At 68.6% G+C, this 15,569-nt stretch carries 14 protein-coding genes; 9 read left to right on the top strand and 5 right to left on the bottom strand.

Going from position 1 to position 15,569, the window contains the following annotated elements; translation table 11 throughout:
* Positions 1 to 96 precede the first annotated feature (96 nt).
* The gene (locus tag AC1DFC_RS11405; protein WP_478179265.1) at positions 97 to 4,245 is read left to right on the top strand and encodes a CheR family methyltransferase; all 4,149 of its coding nucleotides are present in this window, start codon (positions 97 to 99) and stop codon (positions 4,243 to 4,245) included.
* Positions 4,246 to 4,261: 16 nt separating this feature from the next.
* On the opposite strand, the gene AC1DFC_RS11410 is transcribed toward AC1DFC_RS11405, so the two are convergent.
* The 3 genes from AC1DFC_RS11410 to AC1DFC_RS11420 form a co-directional block, all read right to left on the bottom strand.
* On the bottom strand, positions 4,262 to 6,412 hold the full coding sequence (locus AC1DFC_RS11410) for an amylo-alpha-1,6-glucosidase (RefSeq protein WP_413331983.1): 2,151 nt from the start codon (positions 6,410 to 6,412) through the stop codon (positions 4,262 to 4,264).
* 3 nt (positions 6,413 to 6,415) lie between these two features.
* Complete coding sequence (locus tag AC1DFC_RS11415; protein ID WP_413332024.1) at positions 6,416 to 7,498, bottom strand: glycosyltransferase family 4 protein; 1,083 nt, start codon at positions 7,496 to 7,498, stop codon at positions 6,416 to 6,418.
* 111 nt (positions 7,499 to 7,609) lie between these two features.
* The gene (locus tag AC1DFC_RS11420) at positions 7,610 to 8,077 is read right to left on the bottom strand and encodes a low affinity iron permease family protein (protein ID WP_007832956.1); all 468 of its coding nucleotides are present in this window, start codon (positions 8,075 to 8,077) and stop codon (positions 7,610 to 7,612) included.
* Positions 8,078 to 8,461: 384 nt separating this feature from the next.
* Between AC1DFC_RS11420 and AC1DFC_RS11425 the strand changes: the two genes are divergently transcribed.
* The 4 genes from AC1DFC_RS11425 to AC1DFC_RS11440 all read left to right on the top strand — a co-directional run bounded on the left by AC1DFC_RS11425 (position 8,462) and on the right by AC1DFC_RS11440 (position 10,783).
* Positions 8,462 to 8,713, top strand: coding sequence for a hypothetical protein (locus AC1DFC_RS11425; RefSeq protein WP_478179266.1), 252 nt, complete (start codon positions 8,462 to 8,464; stop codon positions 8,711 to 8,713).
* Positions 8,714 to 8,895: 182 nt separating this feature from the next.
* Complete coding sequence (locus AC1DFC_RS11430; protein ID WP_478179267.1) at positions 8,896 to 9,912, top strand: CgeB family protein; 1,017 nt, start codon at positions 8,896 to 8,898, stop codon at positions 9,910 to 9,912.
* Between the two features lie 271 nt (positions 9,913 to 10,183).
* A complete protein-coding gene (locus AC1DFC_RS11435; RefSeq protein ID WP_478179268.1) occupies positions 10,184 to 10,522 on the top strand; it encodes a four-helix bundle copper-binding protein in 339 nt (112 codons plus the stop codon).
* A gap of 42 nt (positions 10,523 to 10,564) precedes the next feature.
* Positions 10,565 to 10,783: a hypothetical protein gene (locus tag AC1DFC_RS11440; protein WP_478179269.1), complete on the top strand. Its 219-nt coding sequence runs from the start codon at positions 10,565 to 10,567 to the stop codon at positions 10,781 to 10,783.
* A 20-nt stretch (positions 10,784 to 10,803) separates the two neighbouring features.
* On the opposite strand, the gene AC1DFC_RS11445 is transcribed toward AC1DFC_RS11440, so the two are convergent.
* Together AC1DFC_RS11445 and AC1DFC_RS11450 are read right to left on the bottom strand one after the other, a co-directional pair.
* Entirely contained in the window at positions 10,804 to 11,136 is a 333-nt protein-coding gene (locus AC1DFC_RS11445; protein WP_478179270.1) for a uracil-DNA glycosylase family protein, read from the bottom strand.
* A 55-nt stretch (positions 11,137 to 11,191) separates the two neighbouring features.
* Positions 11,192 to 11,416, bottom strand: a complete 225-nt coding sequence (locus tag AC1DFC_RS11450) for a hypothetical protein (protein WP_007832972.1) — start codon at positions 11,414 to 11,416, stop codon at positions 11,192 to 11,194.
* A gap of 287 nt (positions 11,417 to 11,703) precedes the next feature.
* Here AC1DFC_RS11450 and AC1DFC_RS11455 point away from each other — a divergent pair, with 287 nt between their 5' ends.
* The 4 genes from AC1DFC_RS11455 to AC1DFC_RS11470 all read left to right on the top strand — a co-directional run bounded on the left by AC1DFC_RS11455 (position 11,704) and on the right by AC1DFC_RS11470 (position 15,569).
* On the top strand, positions 11,704 to 12,477 hold the full coding sequence (locus tag AC1DFC_RS11455; protein WP_007832974.1) for an enoyl-CoA hydratase/isomerase family protein: 774 nt from the start codon (positions 11,704 to 11,706) through the stop codon (positions 12,475 to 12,477).
* Between the two features lie 136 nt (positions 12,478 to 12,613).
* On the top strand, positions 12,614 to 13,255 hold the full coding sequence (locus AC1DFC_RS11460; protein WP_007832976.1) for a TetR/AcrR family transcriptional regulator: 642 nt from the start codon (positions 12,614 to 12,616) through the stop codon (positions 13,253 to 13,255).
* 103 nt (positions 13,256 to 13,358) lie between these two features.
* Entirely contained in the window at positions 13,359 to 14,330 is a 972-nt protein-coding gene (locus tag AC1DFC_RS11465; RefSeq protein WP_478179271.1) for a Bug family tripartite tricarboxylate transporter substrate binding protein, read from the top strand.
* A 42-nt stretch (positions 14,331 to 14,372) separates the two neighbouring features.
* On the top strand, positions 14,373 to 15,569 hold the full coding sequence (locus AC1DFC_RS11470) for an acyl-CoA dehydrogenase family protein (protein ID WP_007832981.1): 1,197 nt from the start codon (positions 14,373 to 14,375) through the stop codon (positions 15,567 to 15,569).

Genomic DNA, 15,569 nt, shown 5'->3' on the forward strand with positions numbered 1-15,569 from the left:
GCGGCGGGCGCCGCGCAGGGAATGCTCGTACCGGGGTTGCCGGACTTGGGCGCAAAATCGCTCCTCCCGAATGCCGCACTTTCCCTGCGAGCCAGAATGCCCGAGTCCCAGACCTCCGGTGCCCCTGCGCCTTCCTCCGCACCCGCGACGCTGGCGCCAAGTTCGCTGAGTTTCCCCGTCGTCGGCTTTGCCGGATCGGCCGGCGGAATGGAAGCGCTGATGCGCTTCTTCGAGCACATGCCCGAGCGGCCGGGCATGGCCTTCGTGGTGATCCTGCACCTGTCGCCGGACCATGAAAGCAGCGCCCCCGAGATCCTGCAGCGCACGACGGCATTGCCCGTGGCCCGGGCGGCCGGCACGATGCCGATCGAGGTCGATCACATCTACGTGATCCCGCCCGGCGTCGAACTGACGATGAACGGCGGCAACCTGCAGGTCACGCAGGGAGAGCGGCCCTATGGACGCGCAACCGCGGCGGACGTCTTCTTCCGCACGCTGGCGCAGGTGCACCGCGAGCGCGCGGTCAGCATCGTCCTGTCGGGCACCGGCAGCGACGGCGCGGTCGGGCTCACCCGAATCAAGGAGCATGCGGGCCTGACCGTGGCCCAGTCGCCGGAGGACGCGACCTACGGTGGAATGCCGCTGGCCGCCATCGCCACCGGCATGGTCGACTTTGTGCTTCCGGCCGACCAGATGGGCGAGCGGCTGGTCGATGTATGGCGCAACGCGCGCCACATCCAGCTTCCCCACACGTCCGAGGTGGGCGCTTTCGTGGAGGAGCCGGAGGGCCTCGCCTCGTCGCGGCTCGCCGAGAAGGCGCTGCAGGAGGTCATGGCGCTGCTGAAGACCTACACGCGGCACGACTTCCTCCACTACAAGCGCGCCACGGTGCTGCGCCGCATCGAGCGCCGGCTGCAAGTGAACCGGCTGGCCGACCTGCCGGCCTACCGCGACTTCCTCCGGGAGCACCCGGAGGAGGCCGCGCCGCTGCTGCAGGACATGCTGATCAGCGTGACCAACTTTTTCCGGGACCGCGATGCCTTCGAGGCATTGTCCGGGGAGGTCATCGGGCCGCTGGTGGAGCGCAAGCAACCGGGCGAGCCGTTGCGGGTCTGGGTGGCAGGATGCGCGACCGGGGAGGAGGCGTACTCCGTCAGCATGCTGCTGCGCGAGCACGCCGATCGTTTGTCGAAGCCGCTGGACATCCAGGTCTTCGCAACCGACGTCGACGAGCGCGCCATCGCCACGGCCCGCAAGGGCGTGTATGCGCAGGGCATCGCGGAAGACATCGCGCCGGGCCGGCTGCGGCGGTACTTCCTGAAGGACCGCGACCAGTTCCGCGTGTCGGCCGCGGTGCGCGAGCCGGTGCTCTTCGCGCAGCACAACCTGCTGAGCGATCCGCCGTTCTCCAGGCTCGACATGATCTGCTGCCGCAACCTGCTGATCTATCTCGATCGCGACGCCCAGGCCCGCGTGCTCGGGATGTTCCGCATCGCGCTCAAGCCGGGCGGCTTCCTGTTCCTCGGCACCTCCGAGTCGACCGACGCGGCCGCGAACCTGTTCGCCGCCGTCGACAAGCGCCACCGCATCTTCCAGGTCAACCCCGAGTTTCCGCCCGCACGGCACGTGCCGGTGATCAGCGAGGCGCTGACCGCGCTGCCGACCGGCCCCGTCATGCAGGCACTGCGTGCAGCCAGGCGCAATGGCGGCGAACGGCCCAGCCTCGCCGAGCTGCACCAGCGCGCGCTGGAGCAGTTCTCGCCGCCCAGCGTGCTGATCGACAGCGACCACAACGTGCTTCACCTGTCCAACGGCGCCGGGCGCTTCCTCGAGCGCGCGAGCGGCGAGCCTTCGGACAACCTGCTGAACAACGTGCGCCCGGACATCCGGCTCGAACTGCGCACCGCGCTGTTCAAGTCGGCGCAGTCGTCGCATAGCGTCGAGGCGCGGCTCGTGCTGCGCCAGGAAGACGGCCGGCAGGTGTTCCTGAACATCACCGTGCGACCGGTGCAGCAGGAGCCGGGGAGCAGGCAGCTGATCCTGGTGGTCTTCGACGAGGTCGAGGAGAGCACGCGGCCGGACGATGGCGCACCGCCCGACGCCGCGCGCGAACAGCTGGTCGCCCAGCTCGAGGAGGAAATCAGGCAGCTCAAGCTCCACCTGCAGGACACCATCGAGAGCTCCGAGACATCGACCGAGGAACTGAAGGCCTCGAACGAGGAGCTGCAGGCCATCAACGAGGAACTGCGCTCGGCCAGCGAGGAACTGGAGACGAGCAAGGAAGAGCTCCAGTCGATGAACGAGGAGCTGGTGACCGTCAACTTCGAGCTCAAGATCAAGGTCGAGGAATGGGAGCACATCAACGACGACCTGCAGAACCTGATCGCCTCGTCCGAGATCGCCACCGTGTTCGTCGACCGGAGCATGCACATCAAGCGCTACACGCCGCATGCGAGCAACCTCTTCAACCTGATCCCTTCGGACCTGGGACGCTCGCTGTTCGACATCACGACCCGGCTCGACTACCCCGAGCTGGCCGAGGACACGGCGTCGGCCTTCAGGGAATTGCGCGCGAGCGAGCGCCACGTGAAGAGCGCCGACGGGCGGCATTTCCTCGCGCGCATCCTTCCGTACCGGACGGCCGGGGACCGGATCGAGGGGGCCATCCTCAACTTCTTCGACATCACCGAATTGCGGACCGCGGAAGAGCGCGTGCGTGCGGGCGAGGAGCGGCTGCGGCGGGCGGCCGCGACGACGAGCGACTTCGCCATCATCACGGCCGACCCGCAGGGCATCGTCACCAGCTGGAATCTCGGTGCCGAGCGCATCTTCGGCTACGGCGAGGCAGAGATGATCGGCAGCCCGATCGCGACCATCTTCACGCCCGAGGACCGCGCGCACGGCGTACCCGAAGCGGAAATGCGCTGCGCGGCGCAGTCCGGCCGCGCCGAAGACGAGCGCTGGCACCAGCGAAAGGACGGCACGCGCTTCTTCTGCAGCGGCGCGATGACGCTGCTGGACGACAGGGCGGGAGGCGGCTTCGCCAAGATCGCGCGGGACATGACCGGCAGCAAGCGGCACGAGCTCGCGCTGGACCATCTGCTGGTCAAGGAAAAAAAGGCGAGCCTGAACGCCCAGATGGCCAACGAGCTGAAGGACAGGTTCCTCGCGGTGATGTCGCACGAGCTGAAGCAGCCGCTCAACCTGATCCAGATGAACGCGGAACTGCTGCTGCACCTGCCGGAGGCCATGGAAAACGCCAAGGTCCGGCGGGTGAGCGAGACCATCAAGCGCGCCGTCGGCAGCCAGACCCGCATCATCAACGACCTGCTGGACCTCTCGCGCATCCGCACCGGCAAGTTGCGGCTGAACCGGGTGCGCGTCGACCTGGGCGAGATCGTGCAGGCTGCCGCGAATGCCGCCGTTGCAGCCGCGACCGAGAAGAAGCTGGTGCTGGAGACGCACTGCGAACCGGGCATCGAGTGCCATGGCGACCGGGTGCGCGTTGAGCAGATCGCCTGGAACCTGCTGAGCAACGCCGTCAAGTTCACGCCCGCGGGCGGGCGCATCTGCGCCCGCGTGGAGGCCGAGGGCGGATTCGCCAGGCTCACCGTGACGGACAGCGGCTGCGGCATCTCCAGCGAGTTCCTGCCGCATGTGTTCGGCATGTTCAACCAGGCCGTCGACGAGGCGGCGCCGTCCAACGCCGGGATGGGCATCGGCCTGGCCCTGGTGCAGGAACTCGCGCATGCCCACCAGGGGCGGGTCAAGGCGTTCTCGGCCGGCATCGGGAAAGGGTGCGAGTTCAGCGTGTGGCTTCCGCTCGAAGGCAAGGGCGCCGAGCAGGCGGCAACGCAGGCACAGGCGCAGGCCGAGGTCGATTTCAAAGGTTGGCGCGTGCTGGCGGTGGATGACTACGCCGACGCGCTGATTCCGTTCGCGGAGGTGCTGCGGCTGGAAGGCGCGACCGTCGACGTCGCGGAGAGCGCCAGGGAAGCGCTGGATCTGCTCGAGAAAAACACCTACGACCTGCTCGTGTCCGACCTCGGAATGCCGCAGATGGATGGCTTCGAGCTCATCGCGGAGGTGCGCCGCCGGCCCGCGACGCGCGAGCTGCGCTCGATCGCGATGTCGGGCCTGGGCCGGCGCGCGGATGTGCGCCGCGCGCTCGAGGCGGGCTTCAATGCGCACCTGCCGAAACCGGCGTCGATCGACGAGCTGAAGACCATCGTCGGCGGGCTCTAGACACCCGTCGCGGGCGTCAGAGGCAAAGCTCCACCTCCACGTGCGGGCCGCGCGGCGGCGATTCCGCCGAAACCACGATGCGGTTGCCGATGCGCTGGAACCTCAGGTCCACAAGGCCCTGGCCGACCTTCAGCCGTTCCACGCGCAGCTGCTCGATGTTCGCCGGCAGGCGCGGCTGCACGATGCGCACCTTGTTGCGGATGCCGTCGATCTCCACGCCCAGGCAGGCCTGGACCAGCATGAACGCCGAACCCGCTGCCCATGCCTGCGGCAGGCATGCGACCGGGTAGGCCACGGGGGCCTGGCCGGGCTGGCGGTCGAAGCCGCAGAAGAGTTCCGGCAGGCGCATGCCGAAATGCGCGGCGGATTCGAAGAGCTCGTCGAGGATGCGCATCACGCCCTCGCGCTCGCCGTACCGCGCCAGGCCCGCCGCGCACAGGGCGGTGTCGTGCGGCCACACCGAGCCGTTGTGGTAGGACATGGGATTGAAGCGCACGGCCTCCGTGGGCAGCGTGCGAACGCCCCATCCGGAGGTGAACGAGGACGACATCAGTTGCCGCCCCACCGCCGCGGCACGGTCCTGGTCCGGCAGGCCGAAGAACAGCAGATGGCCGGCGTTGGAGGCGCGGACGCGGCAGGGCAGCCCCAGGCCGTCGACGGCCAGTGCATAGAACTGCTGGTCCTCGAGCCAGAAGCATCTCTCGACCGCCTCGAGCACCGCCTCGGCGCGCCGGCGCCAGCGCCCCGCGGCCGCGTCGCCGCGCCATTCGGCCATCGTCGACATCGCAAGGAATGCGTCGTACGCGTAGCCCTGCACCTCGACCAGCGCAATGGGCCCCATGGGCGTGCGCCCGTCGGCGTGGAAGATCGAATCGTGGCTGTCCTTCCAGCCCTGGTTGACGAGGCCGCTGGCCTCGCCGCGCTGGTAGGCCAGCAGCCCCTCGGGGTGGCGCGACATGTTGCGCTCCATCCAGTCGCAGGCGGCGCACAGCGAGGGCCAGATGCGCGCGATGGCGGCGTGGTCGCCGGTGCGCCGCGCATAGGCGCCCGCGAGCGCCACGAACAGCGGCGTGGTGTCGACGCCGCCGTAGTACTCGCCGAAGGGCAGCTCGTCCACGGCGGCCATTTCGCCCTTGCGGGTCTCGTGCATGATCTTCCCCGGCTCGGAGTCGCGGAAGGTGGAGGTCTGGCGCGCCTGTCTCGCCGACAGGAAGGTGAGCACGCCCTCGGCCAGCCGCGGATCGATCCACAGCGTCTGGAACGAGGTCACGATCGCGTCGCGCCCGAAAGGCGTGGAGAACCAGGGGATGCCGGCGTACGGATAGGGCCCGGTGGGCAAGTCGGTGGTCAGCAGCGCCAGGTCGGCGCGCGAGCGCTCCAGCCAGGCCTGGAACAGGCGCCCCGAACTCAGCAGGCGGGCGCCCCTGCGCTGCCGCGCGCGCATGCGCCACCGCGCGAGCGTGCAGGCTTCGCGAAAGCGCTGCGGAGTCGGCCGCACGGGCTGCTCGCCCACTTCGACATGCAAGGTCCATTCGCCGTGCGCGGCGAGCCGCACATCGAATTCGGCGCTGCCGGCGTCCATGCTGCGCGGGGTCATGGAGAAGTCGATGCAGGCGCTGCGCAGGAGGGTGTCGAGCCCGCGATAGCGAAGCGTCGCGCCGTCGGGGCGCACTTCGGGGGCGTCGAAGTCGCCACGCCGGGCGCGGCGCTGCCCGCGCACCTCGAACATGTCGCGGAAGTCGGCGCCGAAGCGCAGGCCCAGCGGCACGTGGGCCGCCTGCTCGCCGTAGTTCACGAGGCGGATGCGTTCGAAGAGGCGGGCGTTCCACAGGAAGCGCTTGCGCTCCAGGTGGATCACGCCCTGCGGCATCGACGTCGAGCCGAGCACGGGCAGCGGATGGTTCGTGAGGTTCGCGATGAAGAACACGTTGTCCTGGCTCACGCCGCTGGAAAGCAGCGATGGCCGCTGCGCGTCGAGGCTCAGCGCGAAGGTCGAGAGCATGCGCGTGTCGTTGTGGAACAGTCCGTCGACGCCACCGCCCACGTCGCCCAGCGCGTCCATCACGAAATAGGTGTCGCCTTCCTTCAGGACGAAGGCCTGCTGCACGGCGCGCTCCGTGGCCGGCTCGGCCTGGTCGGCGGCGGTGGCTTCTGCATCGGTGCTCATGTCTCAGGCCGCTTTCTGGAGAACCGGCAGCGGCGGCTGCTTCTCCGGCAGGGGGCTGCCGCCGCCCACGAGGCGCGCATAGAGCTCCAGGTAGGCCTTGGCCATGGCGCGCGCGGAGAAGCGGCTGTCGAAGGCCTGCCGCACGAGGCGGCGGTCGAGCCGGTCGATCTCGTGCACCGCCGCGACGGCCTGCGCCTCGCTCTCGACGATCACACCGCTCACGCCGTCCTCGACGATCTCGGGCACCGATCCGCAGCGCCAGCCGATCACCGGCGTGCCGCAGGCCATGGCTTCGATCATCACGAGCCCGAAGGGCTCCGGCCAGTCGATGGGAAACAGCAGCGCGCGCGCGCCGCCGAGGAAGGCCGCCTTGTCCTCGTCGCCGATCTCGCCGATGAAATCGACCAGCGGATCGTCGAGCAGGCGGCGGATCTCCTGCTCGAAATAGTGCCGGTCGGCGGGATCCACCTTGGCGGCGATGCGCAGCGGCAGGCCCGCCTTCCTGGCGATCGAAATGGCGCGGTCCGGCCGCTTCTCGGGCGAGATGCGGCCGAGAAACGCCAGGTAGCCGCCCGTGCCCTGTCCGAACGCGTAGGCCGATTCATCGATCCCGTGCGGCACGTTCGCGAGCCAGTTGGCGAAGGGCAGGGGGCGGCGCTGGTGGCGCGAGATCGATGCCAGCGGATACCTGTTCCAGCGCATGTAGGCCTCGGGCAGGTCGGCGATGTCGAGCCGCCCGTGCAGCGTGGTCAGCGTGCGCTCGGCCATGTCCTCGAAGAACGGGAAGTGCACCAGGTCGACGTGGAAATGAAGCACGTCGAACTCGCCGGCGCGGCGCCGAACCTCGTGGAGCATGGTCAGGTGGCTGGCCAGGTCCGACTTCAGTGGCGCGGGGTCCAGCCGCAGTGCCTGGGCGCGCATCGGCACCACCTTCGCGCGGCTGCGCGCGTCGGCACAGGCGAACAGCGTGACCTCATGGCCGAGGTCCGCCAGCGCATTGGCAAGGTACGCGACGACTCTTTCGGTGCCGCCATAAAACCTGGGTGGAACGGCTTCGTACAGTGGCGCAATCTGCGCGATCTTCATTGTCAAGACGATCTCCTCGAAAGGGATGAATGAACAAGGAACGCGGCGGATACGGATAGGGGCGGCAGGGGCAGCGCCTGCGGCCCATTATTCGGTCTCGGCCGCTCGAATTCAAGGTTCGCCCATGCCGCGATTCCGGCCATCGGCCTGCTGCTGGCGCTCGCCCTTGGGCACGCCCGTGTGGCCGCGCCTGCGGCGTTCGGCGAGCGCGCGCTCCAGCGTGGCCTGGCTCTGTCTCGCAGCCGCCTCGCACTTCTGGTGCAGCACGACCAGTTCCTTGTCGGTGAGCTTCTCGATGCCCATGAATTCGTCCTGCGCGTCGGACGAGCGGATGAGTTCGTCGAGCTTGGTCTGCAGCGCCAGGCCGTCGCGGTTCTGGGTGTTCTGGATCAGGAACACCATCAGGAACGTCACGATCGTCGTACCGGTATTGATGATCAGCTGCCAGGTCTCCGAGAAGCCGAACATGGGCCCCGTGGCGGCCCACACCACCACCACCGCGACGCAGAGCAGGAAGGTCGTCGGGCTCCCCGCGATGCGCGCGACGTGGTTGGCGAACGAAGCGAAGAGTCGGTCCATGGGCGTATTCCTCCTGGGGCCCCGATGCTGGTTGCGCCGGCCCCGTGGAGGCGTCGTCCGGAAGCGACGGCCACCGCGTCCCGGAATCCCGTCTTCGCGTCGGAGCGCACCCATACCGGCCGGGCTTTTTTTCCCGCCGCGCCCGTGTGGCCGGCCCTAGTCCGCCGCTCCTACAGGCGCTGACCCCGGGCTCCCACACACGGCGGTGCGGCGCTTGGATAGACCGGCAATCTGATCCGAAGCCGAACCATATCCAGGAGTCCTTCCATGAGCATCCCCACTTCCAGCAGCACCCCGGACGAGGACCGCGCCTTCCGTTTCCCCACGTCGGAGGATCACTCCGCTCCACCCGCGCACAGCGGCGGGACGCCCCCTGCCCGGGCCGTGACCGAGATGCCGCACGAGGACGCGATCGACCACGGCATCGAAGAGTCGTTCCCGGCGAGCGATCCGGTGTCGGTGAGCGTGTCGAAGTCGATGCCGGTGTCCGCGGCGCCCGCACCGGCGCGCGCCACCGCGCAGCGCACGCCGCCCCGCCCGGAGATGCCGGGGCTGGCAGCGGGCATCGTCGTGGCGGGAGGCGCCCTGGCACTGGCCGCCACGGCGGGCTATCTCGTGGCGAGGCGCAGGCACTGAGGCCCGGGGTCGCCGATCCCGTTGCTTCCACCTTGCCGTCCAACAGCAAAACAGCAAAACAGGGAGATTTCATGCGCTTCGTGATGTTCTGCCATTCACTCGTTTCCGATTGGAACCATGGCAATGCTCACTTCTTGCGCGGCATCTGCAGCGAGCTTGTCGCGCGAGGCCACGAAGTGGCCGTGTACGAACCGCGCCGCGGCTGGAGCCGAGCCAACCTCGAGGCCGGACACGGCCGCAGGCCCGTGGAAGGCTTCGCGCGCGCCTACCCCGAACTGCGAAGCACGCCGTACGATCGCGCGACGCTCGACCTCGATGCCGTGCTCGACGGTGCGGACGTCGTCCTCGTGCACGAATGGAATGAGCCTGCGCTGGTGCGCCGCATCGGCCTGCACCGGCGCGACGGCGGCCGCTACCGCCTGCTGTTCCACGACACGCATCACCGCGCGGTGACGGACGAAAGATCCATGGCCGCCTACGACCTCGCCCATTACGACGGCGCGCTGGCCTTCGGCGATGTGATTCGCGACCTGTACCGCAGCAAGGGTTGGACACGCGAGGCGTGGACGTGGCACGAGGCCGCGGACGTGCGGCGTTTTCATCCACGCCCCGAGGTGGCACGCACCGGCGACCTGGTGTGGATCGGCAACTGGGGCGACGACGAGCGCGTGGCCGAGCTCGACGAATTCCTGCTCGGACCGGTGCGCGACCTCGGCCTGAAGGCCCTGGTGCACGGCGTTCGTTACCCCGATCCCGCGCTCGACCGCCTGAGCGGGGCCGGCATCGAGTACGGCGGATGGATCGCCAACTACAAGGTGCCGCTCGTGTTCGCGCGCCACCGTGTAACGGTGCACCTGCCGCACCGGCCCCACGTGGAAGCGCTGCGCGGCGTTCCCACCATCCGCACGTTCGAGGCGTTGGCGTGCGGCATTCCACTGGTGAGCGCGCCCTGGCACGACACCGAGGAGCTGTTCACGCCGGGCCGCGATTTCCTCGTCGCGAACGACGGCACCGCAATGCGCCAACACCTGCACGACGTGCTCGGGGACCGCGAATTCGCCGATTCGCTGGCGCAGCACGGCCTTGCCACGGTGCTCGCCCGCCACACCTGCGCGCACCGCGTGGACGAGTTGTTCGCCATCCTCGCGCAACTCGATCCGGGCGACTCCTCCATTTCCGCGGGGAGGCTGGTTGCATGAAGCGGCAGTTCCCGCCCGCGGGATGCTGCACCTCGGAGAAGGCTTACAGCCGCCATCGGGTGTAGACGACACGGGCCGCGCGCGAGCGGCACACGATGAAGGCGCGCGCCGCCCGGGCCGAACCTTGGCTTGGCCCGGACGACCGGCGCTCGCGATGGCCGATTTCCGGAAGTGCACCAGGAAGCGCGCCGACCGATGCACCCCGGGAGCCCGGGCCCCGCCCGTTGCGCGCCGCAACGGAACTCTTGCCGCAACGCAAGGAAGGACTCTGATGACCCAGGAACTCTTCGATCGATGCATTGCCGCGTGCAATGCCTGTGCCACTGCATGCGGCCGCTGCGCGGCGGCATGCCTGCGCGAACCGGACGTGAAATCATTGGCCGCGTGCATCGCGCTGGACACCGACTGCGAGGCCATGTGCAGGCTCTGCGCATCGCTGATGGCCCGCGGCAGCGTGCACGCCAGAGCCGCCTGCCGGCTGTGCGCCGAGGTCTGCAGTGCCTGCGGCGACGAATGCGCCAGCCATGACCACGATCACTGCCAGGCGTGCGCGACGGCCTGCAGGAGCTGCGCGCAGGAGTGCCGCAACATGGCGGCGAGCGCACCCTGAGGACGTCGCCGCGCAGCCGGTACCCGGGCGTATGGAAGCGCCATGCCGGGCGAAACACGCATCGGGATCTCCGGATGGAAATACGCGCCGTGGCGCGGCAAGTTCTATCCGCGGGGGCTTGCGCAGCGCCGCGAACTCGAATTCGCGATCAAGGGTTCGCGCTACATCATGATGAGCCGGGAATGCTGGCAATCATGGAAGTCCTTCGGGGTCGAAACTGGGCAGACTTCAATCTGCAGGATTCGCGGGCCGCGCGTGTGAGAAACGGCCCACCGCTCGTGTCAGTCCTTCGCCTTGCGCGGCAGCGCAACCCCCAGGTCCTTCAGCCACGCCTGCCAGGCCTCGTCGCGCTGCCGGGGGGCGCCGCGCAGCAATGCGGAGGGATGCAGGGTGACCAGCACGGGCCGCCCCGACGGGTCGCCGTGCCAGCGGCCACGCTCCTTCGTCACCGCCACCTGCCGTCCGAGAAGTGCGCGCGCTGCCGTGGCGCCCAGGGCGACGAGGGCAGGGGGACGCACGAGATCGATCTCGTCCTGAAGCCAGTGATGGCAGGCTTCGGCCTCGCACTGGGCCGGCGTCTTGTGCATGCGCCGCTTGCCGCGCTGCGCCGCCATGCGATGTCATGAGGTGGTCGATCGTGCCCAGCTTGTCGCCCGATGCGCGCGGCAATTACTCCTGCGCGGCCGGTGCCCCGGATTCCTGCGGCGGCGCTTGCTGCGCCTGTTGCTGGCCTTGCGGCGCATCGGCCGAAGTGGTCTCCACGCGCGCGCCGTGGCTCCTGGGCACGATGCCTTTGACGAGGTGGCGAGGTACGTGGTGCGTCTTCGCCAGCTGCGCGAGCATCTCGCTGCGCGCTGGCTCGCACGCCGGTAGAAACATGTGGAGTGCGCTCATGATGTCGTCCCGTAAATGCCAGGAGAGGAGAGCGGCCGGCCCGGCTGGAGGGCGCGGAGCCTCGGGGTTCGAGGGTGACCTCTGGCATGGGTCGCGGGCATTATGAGCGCCTGAATTGCGCGGCGCACATGCGGCCCGCATCGGCCCCTCTGGCGTAGATGGCTTCGGTGCGGCTGTCCCGACCGCGACCTGTCCTGGGCCGCGGCAGTTGCCAAAAGAGCGCCGCCTGCTCCAAAATAACTTACCGTGCGACAGGTAATATTTTCAAGGACACCCAAGGAGACATGATGACTTTCAATACGTTGCTGCTCGAGGTCAAGGACCGGATCGCGGTGCTCACGCTTAATCGCCCTCCCGTCAACGCCCAGAACGCCGAGCTGCGCAGCGAGCTGACGCAGGTGTTCGACGAGCTTTCCGACCGCGACGACGTCTCGGTCATCGTGCTTACCGGCAGCGGCAAGACTTTCTCGGCCGGCGCGGACATCCGCGAGCGGCCCAACCTCGGCGCCACGCCCGGCGCCTATGGCCGCCACAACCGCCTGGTGCGCGAGTCGTACTACGCGGTGGTGGAGTGCGCCAAGCCCGTCATCGCGGCCATCAACGGCCCGGCCATGGGCGCGGGCTTCGGCCTCGTGATGGCCTCCGACATCTGGGTGGCGTCGGAGGACGCCTTCGTCTCGATGCCCGAGATCAACGTCGGCCTGGCCGGCGGCGTGACCTTCCTGCAGGAGGTGTTCGGCCGCTCGCGCGCGCGGCGCATGTTCTACACGGGCATGAAGGTCACCGGCCAGGAGCTGTACCGCCTCGGCCTCGTGGAAGCCTGCCTGCCGGCCGACGAACTCATGCCCTACGCGATGGAGATCGCCGCCGAGATCGCCTCCAAGAGCCCGATCGCGCTGCGCCTGGCCAAGGAAGCGGCCCGCATGACGCAGGTGATGCCGTCGCGCGATGCCTACCGCTACGAGCAGGGCAACACGGTGGCGCTGTCGAAGACGGAAGACGCGAAGGAAGCGCAGCGCGCCTTCCTCGAGAAGCGCGCCCCCGTCTACACCGGACGCTGATGGCACGCGGCACCAGGGCCTTGCGGCTACATGGTGCGTGCTATTATTTTTTGATCGATTGCGGACCGAGTGCATGGCTGTTCAGCCGCTGCCCCCGCAAGCTCCCACGCCAAGAATTTCAAGAGGACCTTCGCCCATGGCAACCCAGTCCAACGTCGCCGAGGCGGCAGATCCGGAACGGGGCTCCAGGCGCAAGTCCGACGTGCGCCAGGAGCAGCTGACCGAAATCGCCTGCCGGCTCTTCGCCAAGAAGGGCTACGAAGGCACGTCGCTGCGCGACATCGCCGACGAAGCCAAGATCACCAAGGCTGCGCTCTACTATCACTTCCCCAACAAGGAAGCGCTGTACGAGCGCATCGTGCTGGAGTCGATGCAGGCGCTGGTGGACTCGGTGCGCGAGGCGATGTCCCGCGGCAAGAGTCCGCTGGACAAGGTGCGCCTGTTCATGGAGTCGTCCGCCGACTTCCTGGACCGCAGCCGCAATTCCTGGATCGCGGGCTCCAACGCGTTCTGGTCCGGCAGCGAGGGCGATCCGCGCGCAGGGGCCGTCTACCTGCGCGACGAATACGAGCACCTCTTGCGCGACTGCATCGCCGAGGCCATCGCCAAGGGGGAGGTGCGCAAGGTCGACCCCGCCATCGCGGGACGCATGCTGCTGTCGATGCTCAACCACATCTGCCGCTGGCATTCGCCCAAGGGCCGCCTGAGCACCCGCGAGGTGATCGAGCAGTACCTGGACATGGCCTTCGGCGGCCTGCGCGCGACACCAAAGCGCTGAAGCTTGGCGACGCTGCGGCGCCCACGCGCGCCGCATCGCCTGGAAGGGTAAACCCGATTCGTAACTTACCGGCCGTTAAGTAAACTTCCTTCGAAATCCAGCGATGCAAGTCCTTCAACGATTCCTTCTCGCGATGTGCTGCGGCGCGCTTGCCGCGGTGCCGGCCATGGCCCTGGCGTTTCCCGACAAGCCGGTGCAGCTCATCGTTCCGTACGCGGCCGGCGGGCTGACCGACAACCTCGCGCGCATCGTTGCCCCGGCGCTGTCGGCGCGCTGGGGCCAGCCGGTGGTGATCGACAACCGCAACGGGGGAGGCACCTCCATCGGCACCGCCGCGGCCGCGCGTGCGCCGGGCGACGGCTACACGCTGCTGCTCACCGCCTTCGGCTACATCGGCAATCCGCTGCTGATGAAGAACCTGCCCTACGACCCCGCCGCGCTGGTGCCGGTCACCATCGTGGCCGACGCGCCGAGCGTGCTGTTCGTGTCGGCCAGGCTGCCGGTGAACACGGTGCCCGAGCTGATCGCCTATGCCAAGGCGCATCCCAAGGGGGTTGTGTTTGCGTCCTCCGGCAACGGATCGAGCCCGCACATCGCCGCCGAGCTGCTGGCCTCGCTGACGGGCATCGACATCGTGCACGTGCCTTACCGCGGCAACGGTCCTGCGCTGAACGACCTGCTGGGCGGCCAGGTGCAGGCCATGTTCGATTCGGCCGCCTCGATGTCCTACGTGCGCGCAGGCCGGCTCAAGGCGCTCGGCGTTGCCAGCGACGCGCCGGTGGCGCGGATGCCCGAGGTGGTGCCCATCGCGCGCTCGGGCGTGCCGCAGCTTGCGGGCTTCGCCGCGGGCGGCTGGTTCGGTTTCTTCCTGCCGAGCAAGACGCCCGCCGAGCTGCAGCAACGCATCTACGCCGACCTGCGCGCGGTGCTCGAGACGCCCGAGATGCGCGCGGCCCTCGAGCGCGCCGGCGTGGAGCCGCGCCTCATGACGCAACCGGAGTTCGCGGCCTACCTGCGCGCCGAGCACGACCGCTGGGCGCCGGTGATCCGCGAGCGCCGCATCCAGCTCGACTGAGCAAGACCCGATGACCGCCTTCGAAAAAAAGCACACCGACACATGACAACGCCAACACAGACCGATCCCTACGCCGCGTTTCGCGAGGAGCTGCGCCAGTTCGCCGCCGAGCAGTGCCCGGAAGACCTCAAGCGCTTCGTGCGCAGCAACCAGAAGATCACGCGCAACGAATACCGCATCTGGCAAGAGAAGCTGTTCGCCCGCGGCTGGGCCGCGCCCAACTGGCCCGTGGCCCACGGCGGCACCGGCTGGGACCTGCAGCAGCGCTACCTGTTCGAGGAGATCACCGCGCAGGCCGATTGCCCCCCGCAGTACCACCACGGCCTGGGCCACATCGGCCCGGTGATCCTGCATTTCGGCACCGAGGCGCAGAAGGCGCGCTTCCTGCCGCGCATCCTCGACGGCAGCGAGTGGTGGTGCCAGGGCTACTCGGAGCCCGGCGCCGGCTCCGACCTGGCCTCGCTCAAGACCTCCGCGCGCCGCGACGGCGACCACTACGTGCTCAACGGCCAGAAGATCTGGACCTCGCACGCGCAGGAGGCCGACATGATGTACACGCTGGTGCGCACCTCGAACGAGGGGCGCAAGCAGGCCGGCATCTCGCTGCTGCTGGTGCCGATGAACACGCCGGGCATCGAGGTGCGCCCGATTCCCACCATCGACCACTGGCACCACGTCAACGAGGTGTTCCTCAACGACGTGCGCGTGCCGTGCGAGAACCTGGTCGGCGCCGAAGGCGAGGGCTGGAGGTGCGCCAAGTTCCTGCTCGACCGCGAACGCCTGTCGCCCGCGACCGTGCCGCGGCTGGCGCGGCTCGCCGAGCAGGTCGAAGAGCTGCTGACGGCGCGGCGCGACGCCAATGCCGCCAGCGCCTCGCCTAGCTTCCACGTGCTGCTGGAGCGCCTCTATCTCGCGCAGGCCGGCGTGAAGGGCGCACGCGAGATGCTGCTGAGCGCCATCCAGGAAGAAATGCAGGGCACGCTCGCGGCCTCCAAGTCGTCGGCGCTGAAGCTCTACTGTTCGGAGCTGTCGCAGCAGATCATCGGCATCGCGTTCGACATCGCGGGCCCGGCGCACGCGGCGCGGCTGGTGGCCGCCACCGGCGTCGACGCGCAGCAGGATGTCGACCTGCAGCGCGAGCTCGTGCACACCTATCTTTTCTACCGCTCGCGCACCATCGCCGGCGGCACCAGCGAAGTTCAGAAGAACGTCATCGCGCGCGACCTTTTCGGAGCCTGA

The organism is Variovorax sp. 10L421 (genome assembly GCF_056395365.1).